The 17,076-nt window shown below is 45.7% G+C and carries 18 protein-coding genes; 4 read left to right on the top strand and 14 right to left on the bottom strand.

Annotated features, from left to right (window positions below):
• Window positions 1–128: 128 nt before the first annotated feature.
• On the bottom strand, window positions 129–386 hold the full coding sequence (locus tag PHH59_RS02045; RefSeq protein WP_300010595.1) for a hypothetical protein: 258 nt from the start codon (window positions 384–386) through the stop codon (window positions 129–131).
• 322 nt (window positions 387–708) lie between these two features.
• Between PHH59_RS02045 and PHH59_RS02040 the strand changes: the two genes are divergently transcribed.
• Together PHH59_RS02040 and PHH59_RS02035 are read left to right on the top strand one after the other, a co-directional pair.
• Entirely contained in the window at window positions 709–1,713 is a 1,005-nt protein-coding gene (locus PHH59_RS02040) for an exo-beta-1,3-glucanase (protein WP_300010435.1), read from the top strand.
• 427 nt (window positions 1,714–2,140) lie between these two features.
• The gene (locus PHH59_RS02035; RefSeq protein ID WP_300010433.1) at window positions 2,141–3,280 is read left to right on the top strand and encodes a D-alanyl-D-alanine carboxypeptidase family protein; all 1,140 of its coding nucleotides are present in this window, start codon (window positions 2,141–2,143) and stop codon (window positions 3,278–3,280) included.
• 179 nt (window positions 3,281–3,459) lie between these two features.
• On the opposite strand, the gene PHH59_RS02030 is transcribed toward PHH59_RS02035, so the two are convergent.
• The 4 genes from PHH59_RS02030 to ilvA form a co-directional block, all read right to left on the bottom strand.
• Complete coding sequence (locus PHH59_RS02030) at window positions 3,460–3,969, bottom strand: hypothetical protein (RefSeq protein ID WP_300010430.1); 510 nt, start codon at window positions 3,967–3,969, stop codon at window positions 3,460–3,462.
• A 193-nt stretch (window positions 3,970–4,162) separates the two neighbouring features.
• Entirely contained in the window at window positions 4,163–5,017 is an 855-nt protein-coding gene (locus tag PHH59_RS02025; protein WP_300010427.1) for a sterol desaturase family protein, read from the bottom strand.
• Window positions 5,018–5,092: 75 nt separating this feature from the next.
• Complete coding sequence (locus PHH59_RS02020; protein ID WP_300010424.1) at window positions 5,093–5,983, bottom strand: PEP-CTERM sorting domain-containing protein; 891 nt, start codon at window positions 5,981–5,983, stop codon at window positions 5,093–5,095.
• A gap of 332 nt (window positions 5,984–6,315) precedes the next feature.
• A complete protein-coding gene (ilvA, locus tag PHH59_RS02015; RefSeq protein WP_300010421.1) occupies window positions 6,316–7,839 on the bottom strand; it encodes a threonine ammonia-lyase, biosynthetic in 1,524 nt (507 codons plus the stop codon).
• A 248-nt stretch (window positions 7,840–8,087) separates the two neighbouring features.
• Between ilvA and rpiA the strand changes: the two genes are divergently transcribed.
• Entirely contained in the window at window positions 8,088–8,741 is a 654-nt protein-coding gene (gene rpiA, locus PHH59_RS02010; RefSeq protein ID WP_300010419.1) for a ribose-5-phosphate isomerase RpiA, read from the top strand.
• A 212-nt stretch (window positions 8,742–8,953) separates the two neighbouring features.
• Here rpiA and rpoH read toward each other — a convergent pair whose 3' ends face one another.
• The 6 genes from rpoH to PHH59_RS01980 all read right to left on the bottom strand — a co-directional run bounded on the left by rpoH (window position 8,954) and on the right by PHH59_RS01980 (window position 15,039).
• The gene (gene rpoH, locus PHH59_RS02005; RefSeq protein ID WP_300010416.1) at window positions 8,954–9,811 is read right to left on the bottom strand and encodes an RNA polymerase sigma factor RpoH; all 858 of its coding nucleotides are present in this window, start codon (window positions 9,809–9,811) and stop codon (window positions 8,954–8,956) included.
• Window positions 9,812–9,893: 82 nt separating this feature from the next.
• The gene (gene ftsX / locus PHH59_RS02000; protein ID WP_300010413.1) at window positions 9,894–10,928 is read right to left on the bottom strand and encodes a permease-like cell division protein FtsX; all 1,035 of its coding nucleotides are present in this window, start codon (window positions 10,926–10,928) and stop codon (window positions 9,894–9,896) included.
• The gene (gene ftsE / locus PHH59_RS01995; RefSeq protein WP_300010410.1) at window positions 10,929–11,585 is read right to left on the bottom strand and encodes a cell division ATP-binding protein FtsE; all 657 of its coding nucleotides are present in this window, start codon (window positions 11,583–11,585) and stop codon (window positions 10,929–10,931) included.
• A 25-nt stretch (window positions 11,586–11,610) separates the two neighbouring features.
• Window positions 11,611–13,578 carry a signal recognition particle-docking protein FtsY gene (gene ftsY, locus PHH59_RS01990; protein ID WP_300010407.1) on the bottom strand — a complete coding sequence of 656 codons (1,968 nt, stop codon included), beginning with the start codon at window positions 13,576–13,578 and terminating at the stop codon, window positions 11,611–11,613.
• 20 nt (window positions 13,579–13,598) lie between these two features.
• Complete coding sequence (locus PHH59_RS01985) at window positions 13,599–14,336, bottom strand: hypothetical protein (protein WP_300010404.1); 738 nt, start codon at window positions 14,334–14,336, stop codon at window positions 13,599–13,601.
• A complete protein-coding gene (locus tag PHH59_RS01980) occupies window positions 14,329–15,039 on the bottom strand; it encodes an SURF1 family protein (RefSeq protein WP_300010401.1) in 711 nt (236 codons plus the stop codon). Before PHH59_RS01980 ends, PHH59_RS01985 begins: the two co-directional genes overlap by 8 nt.
• A 91-nt stretch (window positions 15,040–15,130) precedes the next feature.
• Here PHH59_RS01980 and PHH59_RS01975 point away from each other — a divergent pair, with 91 nt between their 5' ends.
• Window positions 15,131–15,394, top strand: coding sequence for a twin transmembrane helix small protein (locus PHH59_RS01975; RefSeq protein WP_300010398.1), 264 nt, complete (start codon window positions 15,131–15,133; stop codon window positions 15,392–15,394).
• 78 nt (window positions 15,395–15,472) lie between these two features.
• On the opposite strand, the gene PHH59_RS01970 is transcribed toward PHH59_RS01975, so the two are convergent.
• Genes PHH59_RS01970 through PHH59_RS01960 form a run of 3 tightly spaced genes read right to left on the bottom strand, consistent with a single transcriptional unit; the run spans window position 15,473 to window position 17,060 of the window.
• Entirely contained in the window at window positions 15,473–16,357 is an 885-nt protein-coding gene (locus PHH59_RS01970; RefSeq protein ID WP_300010395.1) for a cytochrome c oxidase subunit 3, read from the bottom strand.
• A gap of 17 nt (window positions 16,358–16,374) precedes the next feature.
• Window positions 16,375–16,911, bottom strand: coding sequence for a cytochrome c oxidase assembly protein (locus tag PHH59_RS01965; RefSeq protein WP_300010392.1), 537 nt, complete (start codon window positions 16,909–16,911; stop codon window positions 16,375–16,377).
• Entirely contained in the window at window positions 16,908–17,060 is a 153-nt protein-coding gene (locus tag PHH59_RS01960) for a hypothetical protein (protein WP_300010389.1), read from the bottom strand. Before PHH59_RS01960 ends, PHH59_RS01965 begins: the two co-directional genes overlap by 4 nt.
• Window positions 17,061–17,076 lie beyond the last annotated feature (16 nt).

Below are 17,076 nucleotides of genomic sequence, written 5' to 3'. Positions count from 1 at the left end.
AGCCATCGCTTCTAGTCTTACCCTACACGGCTTGTAACATTGTACCTTAGTGCAAGCCGTTACCCAAAGGCGATGAGCTTGGAAACAGGGTAGCCGCAAAGTGCCCAGACGGGACGTGGTTTACCCTCCTAACGCTGTTGCCGCCAACTATAATAAATTTGCCCGTCATTGCATTTCCAGCTTAAGCGTTGCAAGCCCTTTTCACCAGCCTGCATTTTACAATCATGGTCAATTTTAAATTGTTGCCAATGTCCATCATCAACATCAGCCTGGGCGTATAAGCTATACAATTTGACTGCGGCCAACGCAAACACCAGCATCAACAAGCTGCTGAAAAGATTTTGGCGTAAAAAGGCAATGGCTTTATGACGTTGTCCAGAGATCATCACAGCGGTATCTTCCAAATTTTTTAGTGCGACTATACTTCAAACGGTCACGTTTTCGGTTTTAGCAATCCATCGTAGGGTACGCTGTGCGTACCTTTTGCATTGGCGGCCCTTACATAGGCGTGGTCAATAAATCCAGATATATTGATTTGATCTGCACAGCGTCTTTAGTTTTTTAATCCCCATCCAAACTTGGGCCAGTCGATTCAGATAACACCCTCCGAGGACGTTATCTGCCAATGCCAATGCTAAGAAATAAACAGCTAATGGTCAAAATCCCCTATCATATTGTTTTCCTTTAGCCTGCCCGCAGAGCTTAATCATGACCAACGTATTTTTGTTGTTGTTTTCGCTGTTCCTAAATCTGGCTGGCCTAGCCATCGCCGCCAACAAACCCGCCCCCGAGTCCAGTAAGCAAAAACACATCGAGCCGCCGTTGCAGTGTGTCGCTTTCAGCCCTTATGTCGGTACGATCAATCCTGATTATGGCCCGAACCCGTCCAAAAAATTGATTGATACCTTGCTGGATAAAATAGTCAAGGACACGCCTTTTCGCTGCATTATGACTTATGGTGTCCTCAACGGCCTGGATTACACCTTTACCGCCGCCGAAGCGCGGCATCTTAAAGTCATTGCGATTTTGTGGATAGACAAGGATGAGAAAGTCAATTCGCAATCCATTTCCACAGGAATTTATCTCGCCCGGACGTTTCCGAAAACCATCATCAAATTAAGCTGCGGTTCGGAAGTTAGAACCCGTCATGGCTATAAATTCGACGGTGAAATCACACGCTGCATCCAAGCCATGCGCGAGGCCAAAGTGCCGCAACCTGTAACTACGATTGACACCTGGTGGGAATGGTGCAACCGCTCGTTGCGCTGTGAAAAAACCATTTTTTCTGACCAAGTTGATTGGATCGGCATCAATGTTTTTCCGTGGTGGGAAAATCATTTTTCGAGCCTGCACCCGTGCACCCGTGCAGAACAAGCGGCGGATTTCCACCTTGCCCGGCTTAATGAAGTCCATCAGGCCAATCCCGATAAAGACATCATGATTACCGAATTCGGCTGGCCCAATGGCCCTGATAAAGCCGTGTCGATCAATGATAAGACCGGACACCGTTGCGGCATTGCCAGTGCCGAAAACCAAGCCTTGGTGGTGCGGTCAACGTTTAAAAAATTGGCGCAAGCGCACCGCTCAGGCGTGGTGTTTGAAGCATTTTCAGAAAATTGGAAGCCCAGCAATGAGGGCCAATCTGGAAAATATTGGGGCATTTGCCAAGGCGGGCCGCCTTATGCCTGTAGCAAGAAACTCGGCAAAGATTGATTAATATTGTCATTTAGCAAAGCATGCCTGGCAGCATATTAATGTCTGTCAGACCGTTTATTTATCATTCAACCCAATATTAGCGTTTTATCATCGGGTTTCGTTTGATAGAATGTGATAGTGTGCAAAATTACCACATGTTGTTACTGTTAATTATTTCATAAGTGCTTGCATTGAACATGGAATACCGCGCCCACGCTTTTTTGGCAAACACTTATGAAACAATCAATATTCTTTTTGAATAGGATTGATTACTTGACCTTTATCCTCCCGCCGATCCCCCTGACATTCTTTATTTACAGCCGCTGTTGGCAATCCGCTTGCCACGCAAGTAAAAACCAACAGTAAAATGGCGATGGTCTTTGAGTGTCCGACTTATAGAAAACTTTCTAACATGAAGAATGTAAAACTAACCCTGCTTGTTTTAATGTCACTGTGCTTATCCCTAGTATCGGGAGCCAGTTATAGCCGCCATGCCGCCATCTTGATAGACGCGGATAACGGCAAGGTCATTTTCGAGCAAGATGCCAACCACGCTTGGTTCCCGGCTTCGCTGACCAAAGTGATGACGCTGTACATGGCGTTTTCCGCCTTGCGGCAAGGGGAAATCCAGTTAAACGAGATGATGACAACTTCCAGTTACGCCGCCCGCCAACCCAATAGCAAGCTGGGCTTAAGGACTGGCGAAAACTTGAGCGTCGAAGAAGCGATACTGGCATTGATCACGCGCTCCGCCAACGACGCCGCCGTGGTGTTAGCTGAGCATCTAGGCGGCAATGAAGATAATTTCGCCGTCCGCATGACGGCAAAAGCCCATGCACTGGGGATGTATGACACCCATTTTATGAACGCCACTGGCCTGCCCCACCAATGGCAAGTGACTACGCCGCGTGACTTAGGTTTATTGGCTTATCGGACATTGCACGATTTTCCGAATTATTACCCGTATTTTGCCTCCCACAATTTTTATTTCCGTGGACAGGAGTTGCGCGGCATCAATAAATTTACCGCCAATTATCCCGGTGCAGAAGGTATGAAAACCGGATTCACCTGCGGTTCCGGTTATAACCTGATGTCCTCCGCCCAACAAAACGGCAAACGCTTGATTGGGGTGGTCATGGGCGGCATGACCAGTTCAGAACGTTACCAACTGATGACTTCGATGATGGATGATGGTTTTGGCAATGCCCTAAATGATTATCCTAATAAAACCATCACCGCGATACCGGCCAAGTTCCCCAGCACACCACCCTACCAGCTCGGTTGTGGCCATGATGCACCGCGCCACTCTTATGCACAATACACCCCACCGAAAAGACATCACAGCAAAACACTCACCCACAGCCGTCACGCCCACATCAGCCACCCTTCAGGCAAGCATAAAAAAGCCATCAGGATCGCCAAAAATACCAATAAAAGCCATCCCCCAAGCCTAGCTAAATTTACCAAAGCTCATCATCGCAGTACGCTTAAAACCAGTAAAACCAATGTACGCAGCACTTCTAAAATCAGCAAACTGACGAAAACCATCAAGCCAAATAAAAGCCGTTATCATCGTAATGGCTAATGCCTGATGGGCATCCATCCCCACGTCATGCAAAATGGCTTGCATCATCCTTTATTAGATACACAGGATTAGATACACAGGATTAGATACACAGGATATTTCATCCCATCCAAACAGATAAACATCACGCCAAAGGATGTCATCTGTTTGGATTTAAAGCTTACCAACCCTAAACCTAGCTACGAACCCGATTCCGGTTCCAAATAAGTTGACAAAGCATACCGTAACATTAACAAAGTCATAGCAACCGGATACAGCATGTAATGATCCAGCAATTCCAAGCTCACCAAAACCAACACCATCACCATCCAGGATTTGATCTGAAGATTTTTGGCGAGCATTTGCAAATGGCGTAAAACATCCTTATCAATATTTTGCCGTTGGGCAATGAAAAATAATTCAATAAACGCCGTCATAAAAACAAAATATAAGGCATAAGCAAAAAACACCGGCGTGTCATCTTTAAACAACGGCTGCCAGTGGGCATACCAAACCAGCAACACGCTGCCCGAAAACAGATCATGCCAAAATCGGGAAAAACCTCGGTCAAGCATCACCGCCACCAAACTTATCACCGCCACGATCAAACCGCCATACAACACCCACGGCGTCACCAGCCAACCCAGCCAAGGGCTGGCGGCCTGCAACAAAAAACATAAGCCCAAACTGAACGCGATAAAAATAAACATGGCTGTCAGCACAAATTGACCATAAAGTGGTTTTGTTATGCCAAAAAATCGGGAAGGAGTAAAGTTAAAACTTGTCGCTATGCAAAAATGGCATTGAAACAGTTGAATCCACGCTATTTATACTTTGCTAGTTATACTTTGCTAGGTTTAGCATGGGCGACCAAGCTAAATGCTTAGGTGACATAGCCCCAGATTAAAAACCTGTATTCCGGGTCGGAAGCTTTTTAGAGGAGGAAAAAGGCTGGATCAACTGTTGCACAATGCTGGGCGACATTGTGTCATTAATACCATAACGCGTAGGCCACTGTTTTTTAGGCAGGTAAAAGGTGCCGAAAAGTTTATCCATCCAAGGCAGCATGGGGGCATAGTTTTTGTTGATAAACTCCGGGCCATCGTTGGTATGGTGCCAATGATGGAAAGCAGGGGTTGAGATCATCCATTCCAAGCAGCCAAATCGCCAACGAAGATTGGCGTGTATGAAAAATCCCCAAATAGTCCCCACCAACGTGACCAGTAAAGGCATCAGATCCATGCTATTGCCACTGGCCTGGGCCAATCCTAATAAATACATGGGGACAAAACCGCAGAGACGGGGAAAGGCCAGATCAATAGGATGGGCACGGGTATTGACCAACCAGTCTATTTGTTCCGCGCTGTGATGGATCGCATGGAAACGCCATAAAAACGGGATTTCGTGCATCCAGCGATGCCCCCAGTAAGTGCCAAATTCTCCAACAACCATTGCCGCACTAAAACGTGCCCACATTGGCAAACTGGCAACTTGTTGATGCAATTCACCGGGAATAAAGCCATGCAGACCTAGCGCGATTAACGACATCGGTAAGGCGATAAAGAATTTAGGCAGAAGGCCGCTTAAGAAAAAATAAATGAAATCGGTAAAAAATGCTTTACGGAAAAATTTCTGCGGATGTAAAGGACAAAACCTTTCCAGAGGCACAAAAATGACCATGATGACCAGCAACCAAATCGATAGCCTGAAGACATCGACGACAAAAGGGGCTATGTGCAGTTGCTGGAGAATTTCCATAATTAATGAAAAAGATAAAAACAAAAAAGCGTGTGCCGTTTAGGAAACGGCACACGCTTATACCACAGTTTTCAATTACACGTTGGCAACTGTTTTGGTCAGATTACGTCTTCTCAAGAATGCAAACGCAACCCCGCCCACCAGCATCAACAACACGCTGCCGGGCTCTGGCACTTGTTCGGTTAAGGAAATGCCATCAATCAAAGAAAACGGTGGTTGGCCTAATGGCCCACCCAAGGCCAAAAACCCAATCAATTCGCTTTGGGCCGTTGCCCTGAACGTCATATGTTGCTGCTCCCAAGGAACAAAACCATGATTTGGATTACTCATTAGATGCGAATATTGATTTTGGCCTCCAGTAACAACCTGTGTCGTATCAGTATAAGTTTGCCCACTAGGGAGAAGGATGCTATTTGTGGTAGTCAATGCCCCGCCAAAACTAACCAGCCATTGCTCTGTTGTGGAACCATCAAACCCCTTTTGTTGTCCCGCAGCTTGATAAAAAGCCAGGTCATAATATTTTCCAACCGTCAGCCCCGTCACTGTTTGATACAGGGTCGTCAAGTGGTATGCACCATCTGATACAATAAATTTTCCCTGATCAGGACTTGAATTCGGAATCACATTATTCACATTCCATAAAGGAAAACCGCCGCCAACATTGACACCTGCCTGACCTGAAAAAGTTAAAAACGTATATCCGCCTCCCGTACCAGTCCCTATATTCCAACCGCTAAGATTAGAGTTGTTGACTTTAGCCGAATTGCTGACGGTGGTGGACTCGAAAGAGCCATTGTGTATTAAATTGACTTGTCCAGAAAGGGCGACGCCGGATAGTAAAAATGAGAACGCGCTGACTCCAGAAATGAGTAATTTACGAAAAGTATTTTTCGGTTTGCTGGTCGGGCAAATTATTTTTGGCATTATTGGTTTGTACTCGATAAATGTAGAATTTTCAATAAACAAAGCAATATCGATGCCTATTTTTTAAAAAAATAAGTGTTTTTAATAAAAACACCATTTTAGAATCAAATAAGCCGTATTTTTAAGCATACTAATTGCGCTGATTGATTGGTAACATGACAATTATTGTCACAAAATGACAATAACAACCAATGTTTTCATCTAATGAGCCTAATTTTAGGCATAAAAGCCATTCAAACAATAATCCCAACACATCGTAAGGAATGGGCATGGAATAAGTTCGAGGATTGAGACCTGTCAGGTTTTTAAAACCTGACAGGTCTAGCGGGTAATTGCCAAAACTATTCCATGCCCATTCCTAAGACATGCAAAAACTAACTCATCCCACCCGAAAACAAACGGTAAGCCGGATTTTCGGTCGCTTCTTGATAGATAAAACCTAATTCCTCCAAACATTGTTCGAAAGATTTTTGCTCGGTTTGCGGCATTTGCAAACCCATAAGCACTTTTCCAAACGCCGCTCCGTGATTGCGGTAATGGAATAGGCTGATATTCCAGCGCCCACCCAATTCAAGCAAAAATTTCAACAACGCGCCGGGACGTTCGGGGAATTCGACGCCGTAAATAATTTCGTGCAATTCGCAAGGTGCATGGCCCCCCACCATGTAACGGATATGTTCTTTCGCCAGATCATTAGTGGTCATGTCGGTGACGAGGAAACCGTGCGCTTGCAGATGGGCGATGACGCTGGCGCGGTCGGTTTCCAAGCCGCTACTGGAAATACCGACAAACACTTGCGCCATTGCCGCATCAAAATAACGATAATTGAACTCGGTGATGCTCCGCCCGCCCAGCAATTTACAAAACGCCAAAAAACTGCCGGGTTCTTCGGGGATGCTGACCGCCAGCAAAATCTCGCGGTGTTCACCTACTTGCGCCCGTTCTGCGACATAGCGCAAGCGGTCAAAATTGATGTTCGCGCCGCTGTCTATCGCCACCAGTGTTTGTCCGGTGATTTGTCCACGCTCTACATATTTTTTCAAACCTGCAATCGCCAACGCGCCGGCCGGTTCGGCGATGGAGCGGGTATCATCGAAAATATCCTTGATTGCCGCACAGATTTCGTCGGTGTTGACGGTGATGACTTCATCGACATATTTTTTTGCCAAACGGAACGGCTCCGCGCCGACTTGCTTGACGGCGACCCCATCGGCGAACAAACCCACCTGATTCAAGATGACCCGGCTACCTGCTTGCAAAGCCCGGTTTAGGCAATCGGCGTCATCCGGTTCGACACCGATGATTTTGATGTCAGGGCGGACGAATTTGGCATACACGGCAACGCCAGCCAGTAGGCCACCGCCACCCACAGGGACAAAAATCGCGTCCAAACCGGCGGTGTGTTGGCGCAAGATTTCCATCGCCACCGTGCCTTGTCCGGCAATGACATCGGGATCATCATAAGGATGGATAAAAACGCGTTGTGATGCGTCCGCCAATTGCTGGGCATGGGTGTAGGCTTCGCTGTAGGAATCGCCGAACAGTTCGATTTCAGCCCCCATAGCGCGGACGGATTTGATTTTGATTTCCGGCGTGGTCGTGGGCATGACGATCAAGGCGTTGATGCCTAAGCGGTTTGCCGATAACGCCACGCCTTGGGCATGGTTGCCGGCGGAAGCGGCGATAACACCGTGTTGTTTTTCGCCGGCATCCAACAAGGACATTTTGTTGTACGCACCGCGTAGTTTGAACGAAAACACGGACTGTAAATCTTCACGTTTTAAATAGACGGTATTTTGTAAACGTTCGGACAGGGAGCGGGCGAAATCAAGCGGGGTTTCTATCGCGACATCGTAGACTTTGGCGCGGAGTATTTTTTCTATGTATTTTTGGGGCATGAGTTAAAAATGGGCTGAATAATACGGGGTTCTGCGGTATTATTAATTGTTTCATAAGTGCTTGCACTAAAATCGTTTTTTTCACTAAAATTGCTTTGGCAAGCACTTATGAAACAATTAATAACCTATTGAATTGGATATGGATTTTCCCATTAGTTCTTGCACGGTATTATTAAGTATACCGTGCAAGAACTAATGGGAAAATTCATATCGCACACCCCAAACACTTTACAGGAGCTACAACCGCTATGACACAAGACGAGTTAAAACAAAAAGTTGCCCATGCCGCCTTACCATATGTGAAAGATGTCGGCATCATCGGCGTAGGCACTGGTTCAACCATCAAGCATTTCATCAATTATCTCGCCGATATGAAAGGCGAAATTGAAGGCGCGGTGTCCAGCTCGGAAGGCACCACCGAGCATCTGAAAAAAGTCGGCATCCCCGTGTTGGATTTGAACGCGGTCGGCCCGCTGCAAGTGTATGTCGATGGGGCCGATGAAATCAACCCATTGAAACAATTGATTAAAGGCGGCGGTGCGGCATTGACGCGCGAGAAAATCATCGCCGCCGCCAGCGAAAAATTTGTCTGCATCGCCGATGGTTCTAAACGGGTGGATGTATTGGGCAAATTCCCTTTACCAGTGGAAGTCATCCCAATGGCTAGAAGCTATGTCGCCAGGGAATTGGTGAAATTGGGCGGAACACCTGTGTACCGCGAAGGCTGCGTGACCGACAATAGCAACCATATTTTGGATGTCCACGGTTTGACGATTTCAACACCGATTGAACTAGAACGGCTGATCAACAATATCACCGGCGTAGTATGCGTCGGCTTGTTTGCCGTGCGTCCTGCGGATATTGTGCTGGTCAGTGACGGCGAAAGCATCATTACATTTTAAGAATCCCCCTTTTTTTAAATGGGCTAGGGCAATTTTTGCCGATTATAAATTTAAAACGACGGGCTTTAATGTTGACCCCTAGCCCACCTAAGGACTTGTTATCTTTTAATTAGCGTCGGAAAGAATAATTGCCGCAAATAAAAAAGGCTTAACGATGGATCGTTAAGCCTTTTTACTCGATACCAAATGTTACGTGTTAAATCTTGGCTAGCTCAAGCTTCTAAGACCACGGCGGCCTTAAGTTTCTTCATCGCATTTTGTTCCAATTGCCGTATCCGCTCCGCCGAAACATTGTAACGTTCCGCCAACTCATGCAAAGTGGCTTTTTTCTCCGCCAACCAACGGCTGGAAACAATGTCCAGGCTACGTTCATCCAAAGTCGCCATCGCATCATGCAGCAAATCATGCTCATGTCCGCCCCAATCGGCGTTTTCCAGCAGCATTGCAGGGTCGGCTCCATGTTGCTGAAGATAATTAGCCGGTGCGATGTAGCTGTCTTCATCTGAGTCGTCATCACTCATATCAAAGGGCATATCGCGATTGCCCAGACGCTTTTCCATTTCGTAGACGCTGCTCAACTCGACATTCAAATCACTGGCAATGGCTTCGGCTTCGTTATTGGACAACCAACCCAAATCATCTTTGGATTTGCGTAAATTGAAAAACAGCTTGCGCTGGGCTTTGGTGGTCGCAATTTTGACGATAGCCCAGTTTTTGATGACATATTCGTGGATTTCAGCCTTGATCCAGTGCACGGCGAAGGACACCAAGCGTACCCCCATATCGGGATCAAAACGTTTAACGGCTTTCATCAAACCAACATTGCCTTCTTGGACAATATCTGGCATGGACAAACCATAACCGCTGTAACCTTTGGCGACATGCACGACAAAACGCAGATTGGTCATGACCAGTTGCCTAGCCGCTTCCAGATCACCATCGTCTCGGTATTTCAAAGCTAATTCATGTTCTTGCTCAGATGTTAATTTAGGCATCTGTCTAACAAGATTCAGATAGGCGTCAAAGGTGCCGACAGATAAATTGACCGGTAAAGTTAAGGCGTTACTCATATTAGTCCCCCGATAGGTAAAAACTTGGATAAATTTTAGCACTCGGTGCTAGTGAGTGCCAACAATTTTTAAAGTTCAAGTTTTATTCAGGTTTGGTATGCTGAAGCTGATACATCAAAACAGCCCAGGAGCCTACAACACCCAATAAAGACGAAATTCCGATCAATTTAAGCGTTTCTGTAAAACTAAAAAACACCAAATGAAAATTGCCGCCATAAAGAGAAGACAGGGTTTCTACAGGTGATCTCAATATCAACATCATGGCAGTGACAATAAACCAAGCCACAACACCAGAGATAAAACCAATCCATAGACCGGCGTATAAAAACGGTCTCTGAATAAAGCCATGAGTGGCTCCGACCAATTTGGCGATAATCACTTCTTCACGACGGCTATGAAGCTCCAGACGAATGGTGTTTGCGGTAATAAACAATACCGCCAAACCCAGCATCAGGTTAAGTATGGTCGCCGCACACTCGCCAACGGCGATAATCGACTGCAAACGCTCTAGCCATTGCATATCCATCTGGGCCAGATCAACGTCCACATTTTGCTGGAATTCATGCAAAAGTGCCTCAAGTTGCCGCTTGTCAGTCAGGGAATTTTTCGGCAATACCTGGATAACTATTGGTAAGGGATTGGTTTTTAAAGCAGAAATAGCTGAACCAAAACCACTGTAAGTTTTAAATTCCGCTAAGCCCTGCTCCTTGTTAATCAACGTGACTTGCTGTACTTCAGGCTTGTTTCTGATGCCATCCGCCAGCTTTTTGGCATGGAGTTCTGACACTTCCTCTTTAAGGAACAAGGAAATTTGTGTGCTGGTCTCCAAATGACTGGTCAATTGCTGAAAATTGACCAACACCAGATAAAAACCGCTAGCCAAGGATATGGCAATGGCGAGCACAGCAACGGTCATGATAGATGTGAATGGCGATGCCACCAAGCGCCCTAAACTGGAAAAAAGGGCATGGGCATGAAGGTCACGGTAAGCATTTAGCTTATCCATAAAACTACCGCCAGCCACCGTATTCTGGCGGCTATCGGATTTAGCCGGTTTAAGATATTTAGGCGGTTTGACTTCCCGTGTCTGTTGCCGTCTTTTATTATATTTGTTCATCTAGCTCGACACCAATTGGCCGTGGTCAAGCTTTAACACACGATGGTTCATTTTTTTTATCAACGAAATATCATGCGATGCGATGAATACGGTAACGCCGACTTGCTGGAAACTTTCAAACAAGCTCATGATTTCAGAAGATAATTCAGGATCAAGATTACCTGTCGGCTCATCGGCGATGATAATCGGCGGTTTATTTACCACCGCCCGTGCAATTCCAACCCGTTGCTGCTCCCCGCCCGACAAAGCCAACGGGAATTTTTTTTCCTTGCCCGACAGGCCGACTTTATCCAACACCGCCCTCACTTTACGGCCAATTTCCTGATGTCCAAAACCTGCGATCACCAATGGCAATGCAACATTGTCAAACACCGTCCGGTCTTGTAACAGCTTGTAATCTTGATAAATAAAGCCCATTTTACGGCGCAAGTAGGGGATTTGCTTTTCTTTTGCATGGCTTAGGTTTTCACCATCAAGAAATATTTGGCCTTTATTGCAGCGTTCCATCACCCCAATCAATTTTAACAAAGTGCTCTTGCCCGCCCCCGAATGTCCAGTCAGAAAAGCAAGCTCACCGTGCCGTAAATGGAAACTGACATCACGCAACACTTCGCCGGTTTCCTGATAACGTTTACTGACATTTTCAAACTTTAACATAGGCGATATTTTAGTTAATCAAGGCTTAATCATTGGCAAATAAGGCGTTTACAAAATTTTCGGCATTAAAATCTTGCAAATCATCAATACCTTCGCCGATACCGATAAAACGGATAGGAATGCCTGATTGTTTAGCAAGGGCAAAAATCACGCCGCCTTTTGCCGTGCCATCCAATTTGGTCAACACCAAACCCGTTAAGGCTACAGCTTCATTGAACAATTTCGCTTGCGACAAGGCATTTTGTCCAGTCCCCGCATCCAATACCAGCAACACTTCATGCGGCGCAGTTTCATCCAACTTAGCCATGATACGTTTGACTTTTTTCAATTCGTCCATCAGATTCGATTTGGTATGCAAACGTCCTGCGGTGTCGGCGATCAACACGTCTATGCCCTTGGCCTGGGCGGATTGCACACCATCATAAATCACTGAGGCCGAATCGGCACCGGTATGCTGCGCCACGACATGGATCTTGTTCCGTTCTCCCCAGGTTTGCAATTGTTCAACCGCCGCCGCCCGAAACGTGTCACCCGCCGCCAGCATGACGCTGTGGCCTTGCACCTGCAAACGTTTGGCTAATTTGCCTATGGTCGTGGTTTTGCCAGCACCATTGACGCCGACGACCAAAATGACAAAAGGCTTATCTTGTTTCGGTATGCACAACGGCTGGTTGCACGGCTGTAAAATATTGAGCAATTCTTCTTTCAAAGCCGCCGACAATGCTTCGCCGTCGCTGAGTTGATGGCGTTCAAGCCGTTGCGTCAACTGCGCGATAATGTCGGTAGTGACATTAATGCCTATGTCCGCCATCAATAAACGGGTTTCCAGATCTTCAAGCAAATCCTGGTCAATTGCCTTGGAACCCAGTGCCAGATTCGTCAAAATACCGCCCAAACCTGAACGGGTACGTTTTAGTTGGCTTTTCAGCCGCAACAACAATGATTCAGGAGCGGGTTCTTCATAAAGCGCTTCGGCAATATCTTCGCTGACCGTGGCAACCGCCGGTTCCGGTCCGGCAAGCACCGGTTCGGCTTCCATCAATCCATAGCGACTATAAAAACTGATCGCCAGCAACGGCAACATTAACAATGCAGCTATTGCATTGTGGACAACGACGACCCATACAGGCATTGCTAATTTAAAACCAGCAATGCCCAAGCTAATTTCAACAAAAACCAAGAGGCTTAACCATAAAGCAGCCACCCTGACGGGTCTGGGTTTATTTACCGACAGGCTGCCCCATATCAATGCAGTCAACAGGAAGAAACACACCACCGCGCCCCAGCGGTGCAAGACATTGACCGCCACTTGCTGGTCATAAGACAAATCACCACTATAGCCACTAAGCAAACCGCCTAATAAATTCAAAGCGTTTTGATAATCCGCTACGGGCAGCCATTGCCCGTTGCATTGTGGAAACCCGACACACACCAAGCTGGCATGGTTGGCACTGACCCACGCACCTAAGCTAATCTGCAAAAATAAAACCAGCATGGCAAACCGGCAAAACCAAACTGAAGCAGCCTTGTTTAGCAAAATAATATTGGCTTTACTGTACAGATACAATCCACACAACAGCCAAAAACTAACCATATTTAGAATTATGCTGCCTGTCACGACTATCGGCATGGCCTGTAGCTTGACCAGCCAATAATTCAAAATGGCCTGCGAACCGACGCAAACCAACAATGCCGACATTGTTGCCACCGCGACAAGCCGAGAGGATTTTTCCCGCCAACTTAATATAACCATCGGCAAAATAATCAAGCCTAACAATAGGTAAGCATAACGGTAGGCAAGTTCTTTCCAAATGCCAACAAGTCCAACACCCGATGGCATGTTCAACTGCGAAATATCACCGATGAATAACTGCCCGTAACAAGTCGGCCAGTCGGGGCAACTCAGTTGCCCGCCGGAAAATCGGCTGTAGGCACCTAATACGATAACGATTAACGCCAGGACAACGCTAAACAGGGTTAATTTTCTAAACATTACTTCTCGTTCCCTTTTTATTAACCAATTTGGGAGATTTTCAACAGGTGCATAAGATCACTTTTCACTTGGTAAGGATCAAATCCAGGCTCGTATTGCATCATCAAGTTGCCCAACGGGTCGATTAAAAACAACATGCCATCGGGTATATCGCTTTTTCTAATGTCGGTCATTTTTTTTATCAAACTAATGCTAGGTTTGATCCTGATTAAATCAGAACTGGAGGCAAGCTCAGGTTTGTCCTGAGCTATCAATTTTGTAACCAATGCGTCGTCAAGTTTATTTTGTTCATGCAACAACTCTGTAAACAACGCTTCATCTTGTTTGTTTTGGGTTTGGCGCAACCGCCATAACAAAGCATCCTTAAGCCAATACTGTTTAGCGATTCCAGGTTTAATTTCCTTAAGTATCATTACAATACGCCGCGTCCGTGGCAATTCCTTATTAAGCATCAAACGTAATTGCTTGGTTTTTAATAGGGAGTCCAAACACACTTGTGCACATTGGTTTTTGGGCATGACATTAACTATCAGCCAATGCCCTTTGATTTCGCCAATATTTTTCTCGGAAAATTCGTCAAAACCCGAAAATTCGGCCCAATCAGTCGCGACAACCGGGCTTATTAATTGACCTTTATTGACGCTACCCGTCAGCAAAGCGGTGTTTTTGCTAAGGCTCCAAGCAATCAGGACGGGGATGACCGACATCCCAAAAATAACTAAAATAATTAGGTGGTTTTTTTGTTGTTGGTTAATCATTTGATTTTTTTAAACTGTACACAATAAAAAGTAGCGTCAACGTTAAAGCCAACGCAAACCATTGCATGGCATAAGCGGTGTGTTGTTCGGGTGGCATCAGGGTGCTTGTTTGCCATTCGCGGGTATAGCCATCTGGAAAATGCTTGTCCAATTCGACCTGAAAGCTGAACAAAGGATACCCCAGTTTCTTAGCCAGAATTGAACTATCGGCAACTTGCACCACAGAAGGCCAATTACCAGCCGGAATATCGGCTTCGGGGAGTTTGATGCCGACACTCGGAAATTGGTTGATTCTTCCCGTAATTGTTGTTTGGATACTGGTAAATTTCACATCTGGCAAAATGGCACGGTTTGGCGTTAAAGGCAACCATCCCCTATTGACCAACACCGCTTTTGCCCCACTTTCAAGCACAAAAGGAGTCAACACAAAATACCCCGCTTTGCCGGCATAAACCTGATTATCGAGCAAAAATTGATGCGCTACGTCATAATGCCCCGTGAACCGTACTTTTTTATATCTTAAATCTTGCACATCATCTTGACTGGACACGGACAAAGCCATCACTTCGCTATTGGCTTGCTGTTCCTGCAAAACAAGGAATTGCCGTTTTTCTTCTGCACGGTTAAGCTGCCAGTTTCCCAATGCAAGCAAAATCGGCAACAAAACCAGATAAACCAAGGTGGGGATTATTTTAAACGGCATGGCATCATTTCATCGAACTTGCATTAATTAACGTTTGGTATTCAAACCTGAACAATCGAAAATAACTTTATTCCACAAGCACAACACCGACATGATCATAAAAAGCATAGCCATTTTCGCGTTTGCCCTGATTATTATCAGCCTTGGCATCGCACTTTTTAACTTGATAAAAGATAAGAACCAAGAACATTCCGAAAAAATTGTCAAAGCCTTGACCTTCCGTATCTCGCTTTCCGTTTTATTGTTCATTTTTATCTTTATTGCCCTGGCAACCGGAATCTTGAAACCGCACGGCATAGGCGCACAAATCAACACAATAAGACAAGCAACACCAGCATTACAACCAGTTAAGTAAACAAAGGCTTACAAAAGCTTTACACAAAAAAAAAGCGTTGCCACAGACAGACAACGCTTTTTTTGTTTTTCGGGCCGTTTAAATCAGATACACAAAAATAAACAAACCTAACCAAACCACGTCAACAAAATGCCAATACCAGGCCGCCGCTTCAAAAGCAAAATGATTTTCCGGTTTGAAATGGCCTTTGGCGCTACGGAACAGCACCACGCTCAAAATTATGGCGCCGATACAAACATGTAAACCATGAAAACCGGTCAACATAAAGAAAGTCGAGCCATAAATACCTGATCCCAAAGTCAGACCCATTTCGGTATAAGCTTCATGATATTCAAACGCTTGGAAAGCAACGAACAAAAAGCCCAAAGCGACAGTGGCGATCAAACCTTTTATCAGTTGCTCACGTTTATTTGCCAACAAACCATGATGCGCCCAAGTACACGTCACGCCACTGCTCAACAGGATCAGAGTGTTTAAGAACGGCAGCCCCCAAGCACCCATAGGCTCAAATTCACCGTCTTGGGTCGGCAAGCCGTTGATCAATTTAGCTGGGCCGTTAGTCGGCCAATGGGCTTCAAATTCGGGCCATAATAATTCTTTAGTCGCCGCACCTATGCCTTCACCACCTAACCAAGGCACTGACAAATTGCGGGTGTACCAAAGTGATCCGAAGAAAACGGCAAAAAACATCACTTCAGAAAAGATAAACCACATCATGCCCATCCGATAGGAAATGCCTACCTGGGCGCTATACATGCCCGCTTCGCTCTCAGTCGCCTGTAACGTAAACCATCCCGCCAGCATCACGATGAAGATGGCAAAACCAATAATCATCATGGGTGAACCAATAGACGAATGGTTCAAATAATTTGCAAAACCCGCCAGCGTCAACATTAAACCAGCGGTAGCCATCACCGGCCAGGTCGCCTTATGCGGAATGTAATAAGTTTCGTTTGAAGACATGTTATTCCCCTATCCTTCTACTGTGTTTTAGTATTATCAAAAAATGTATAAGCAAGCGTGATTATTTTGTACTGCTTAGGTAAATTTGGATCGACCACAAAACGTACCGGCATCGTCCGGCCTTCGCGCGGTTTGAAAGTTTGTTCTGTAAAACAAAAACACTCGGTCTTTTTAAAATATTCGGCAGCCAAACCTGGTGAAATACTTGGAATTGCCTGTGCGACCATGACCTTATCCGTCAAATTTTCGGCATAAAAATTAACCGTGTAATATTCACCAGGATGAACTTTCAGTTTTTTAGTTTCCGAACGGAACAACATCGGTGCCGATTCATTCAGCGAAGTCACAAATTCGACGCTGACTTCCCTATCTTTATCAACCGGATAAACAATTTCTTTAACTGCTACCGACGCCACTTTGCCATTCAGTCCGGTAATATCACAGAGCACGTCATAAAGCGGGACGAGGGCGAAACCGAAACCGAACATAGCAACCACCACGAATACCAAAGTGCGTACTAATTTGGCGTTTTTTTGCTTGACATCATCGTTCATTGAGAAACCGCCTTGATCACTGCAAACACATAGATTGCAATAGCGACAATTGCCAATAATACCGCCGTCAAAATATTTTTTGTTTTTGTTTTCATTCTGTCACCTGATGCGCCCCCCATTAAAGCAAGTGGCGCATCGAATAAGTGCATGGCTTTGCAAAACTGC

Origin of the sequence: Methylovulum sp. (genome assembly GCF_028687615.1) — a bacterium.
Lineage (GTDB): Bacteria > Pseudomonadota > Gammaproteobacteria > Methylococcales > Methylomonadaceae > Methylovulum.
Note: the sequence above shows the minus strand (reverse complement) of the source record. Positions and strands in the feature narration are given on the sequence as shown.

Coding starts and splice junctions, on each gene's coding strand:
- PHH59_RS02045 (WP_300010595.1), bottom strand. CDS start 386: ATGATCTCTGGACAACGTCATAAAGCCATTGCCTTTTTACGCCAAAAT.
- PHH59_RS02040 (WP_300010435.1), top strand. CDS start 709: ATGACCAACGTATTTTTGTTGTTGTTTTCGCTGTTCCTAAATCTGGCT.
- PHH59_RS02035 (WP_300010433.1), top strand. CDS start 2,141: ATGTCACTGTGCTTATCCCTAGTATCGGGAGCCAGTTATAGCCGCCAT.
- PHH59_RS02030 (WP_300010430.1), bottom strand. CDS start 3,969: ATGTTTATTTTTATCGCGTTCAGTTTGGGCTTATGTTTTTTGTTGCAG.
- PHH59_RS02025 (WP_300010427.1), bottom strand. CDS start 5,017: ATGGAAATTCTCCAGCAACTGCACATAGCCCCTTTTGTCGTCGATGTC.
- ilvA (WP_300010421.1), bottom strand. CDS start 7,839: ATGCCCCAAAAATACATAGAAAAAATACTCCGCGCCAAAGTCTACGAT.
- rpiA (WP_300010419.1), top strand. CDS start 8,088: ATGACACAAGACGAGTTAAAACAAAAAGTTGCCCATGCCGCCTTACCA.
- rpoH (WP_300010416.1), bottom strand. CDS start 9,811: ATGAGTAACGCCTTAACTTTACCGGTCAATTTATCTGTCGGCACCTTT.
- ftsX (WP_300010413.1), bottom strand. CDS start 10,928: ATGAACAAATATAATAAAAGACGGCAACAGACACGGGAAGTCAAACCG.
- ftsE (WP_300010410.1), bottom strand. CDS start 11,585: ATGTTAAAGTTTGAAAATGTCAGTAAACGTTATCAGGAAACCGGCGAA.
- ftsY (WP_300010407.1), bottom strand. CDS start 13,578: ATGTTTAGAAAATTAACCCTGTTTAGCGTTGTCCTGGCGTTAATCGTT.
- PHH59_RS01985 (WP_300010404.1), bottom strand. CDS start 14,336: ATGATTAACCAACAACAAAAAAACCACCTAATTATTTTAGTTATTTTT.
- PHH59_RS01980 (WP_300010401.1), bottom strand. CDS start 15,039: ATGCCGTTTAAAATAATCCCCACCTTGGTTTATCTGGTTTTGTTGCCG.
- PHH59_RS01975 (WP_300010398.1), top strand. CDS start 15,131: ATGATCATAAAAAGCATAGCCATTTTCGCGTTTGCCCTGATTATTATC.
- PHH59_RS01970 (WP_300010395.1), bottom strand. CDS start 16,357: ATGTCTTCAAACGAAACTTATTACATTCCGCATAAGGCGACCTGGCCG.
- PHH59_RS01965 (WP_300010392.1), bottom strand. CDS start 16,911: ATGAACGATGATGTCAAGCAAAAAAACGCCAAATTAGTACGCACTTTG.
- PHH59_RS01960 (WP_300010389.1), bottom strand. CDS start 17,060: ATGCACTTATTCGATGCGCCACTTGCTTTAATGGGGGGCGCATCAGGT.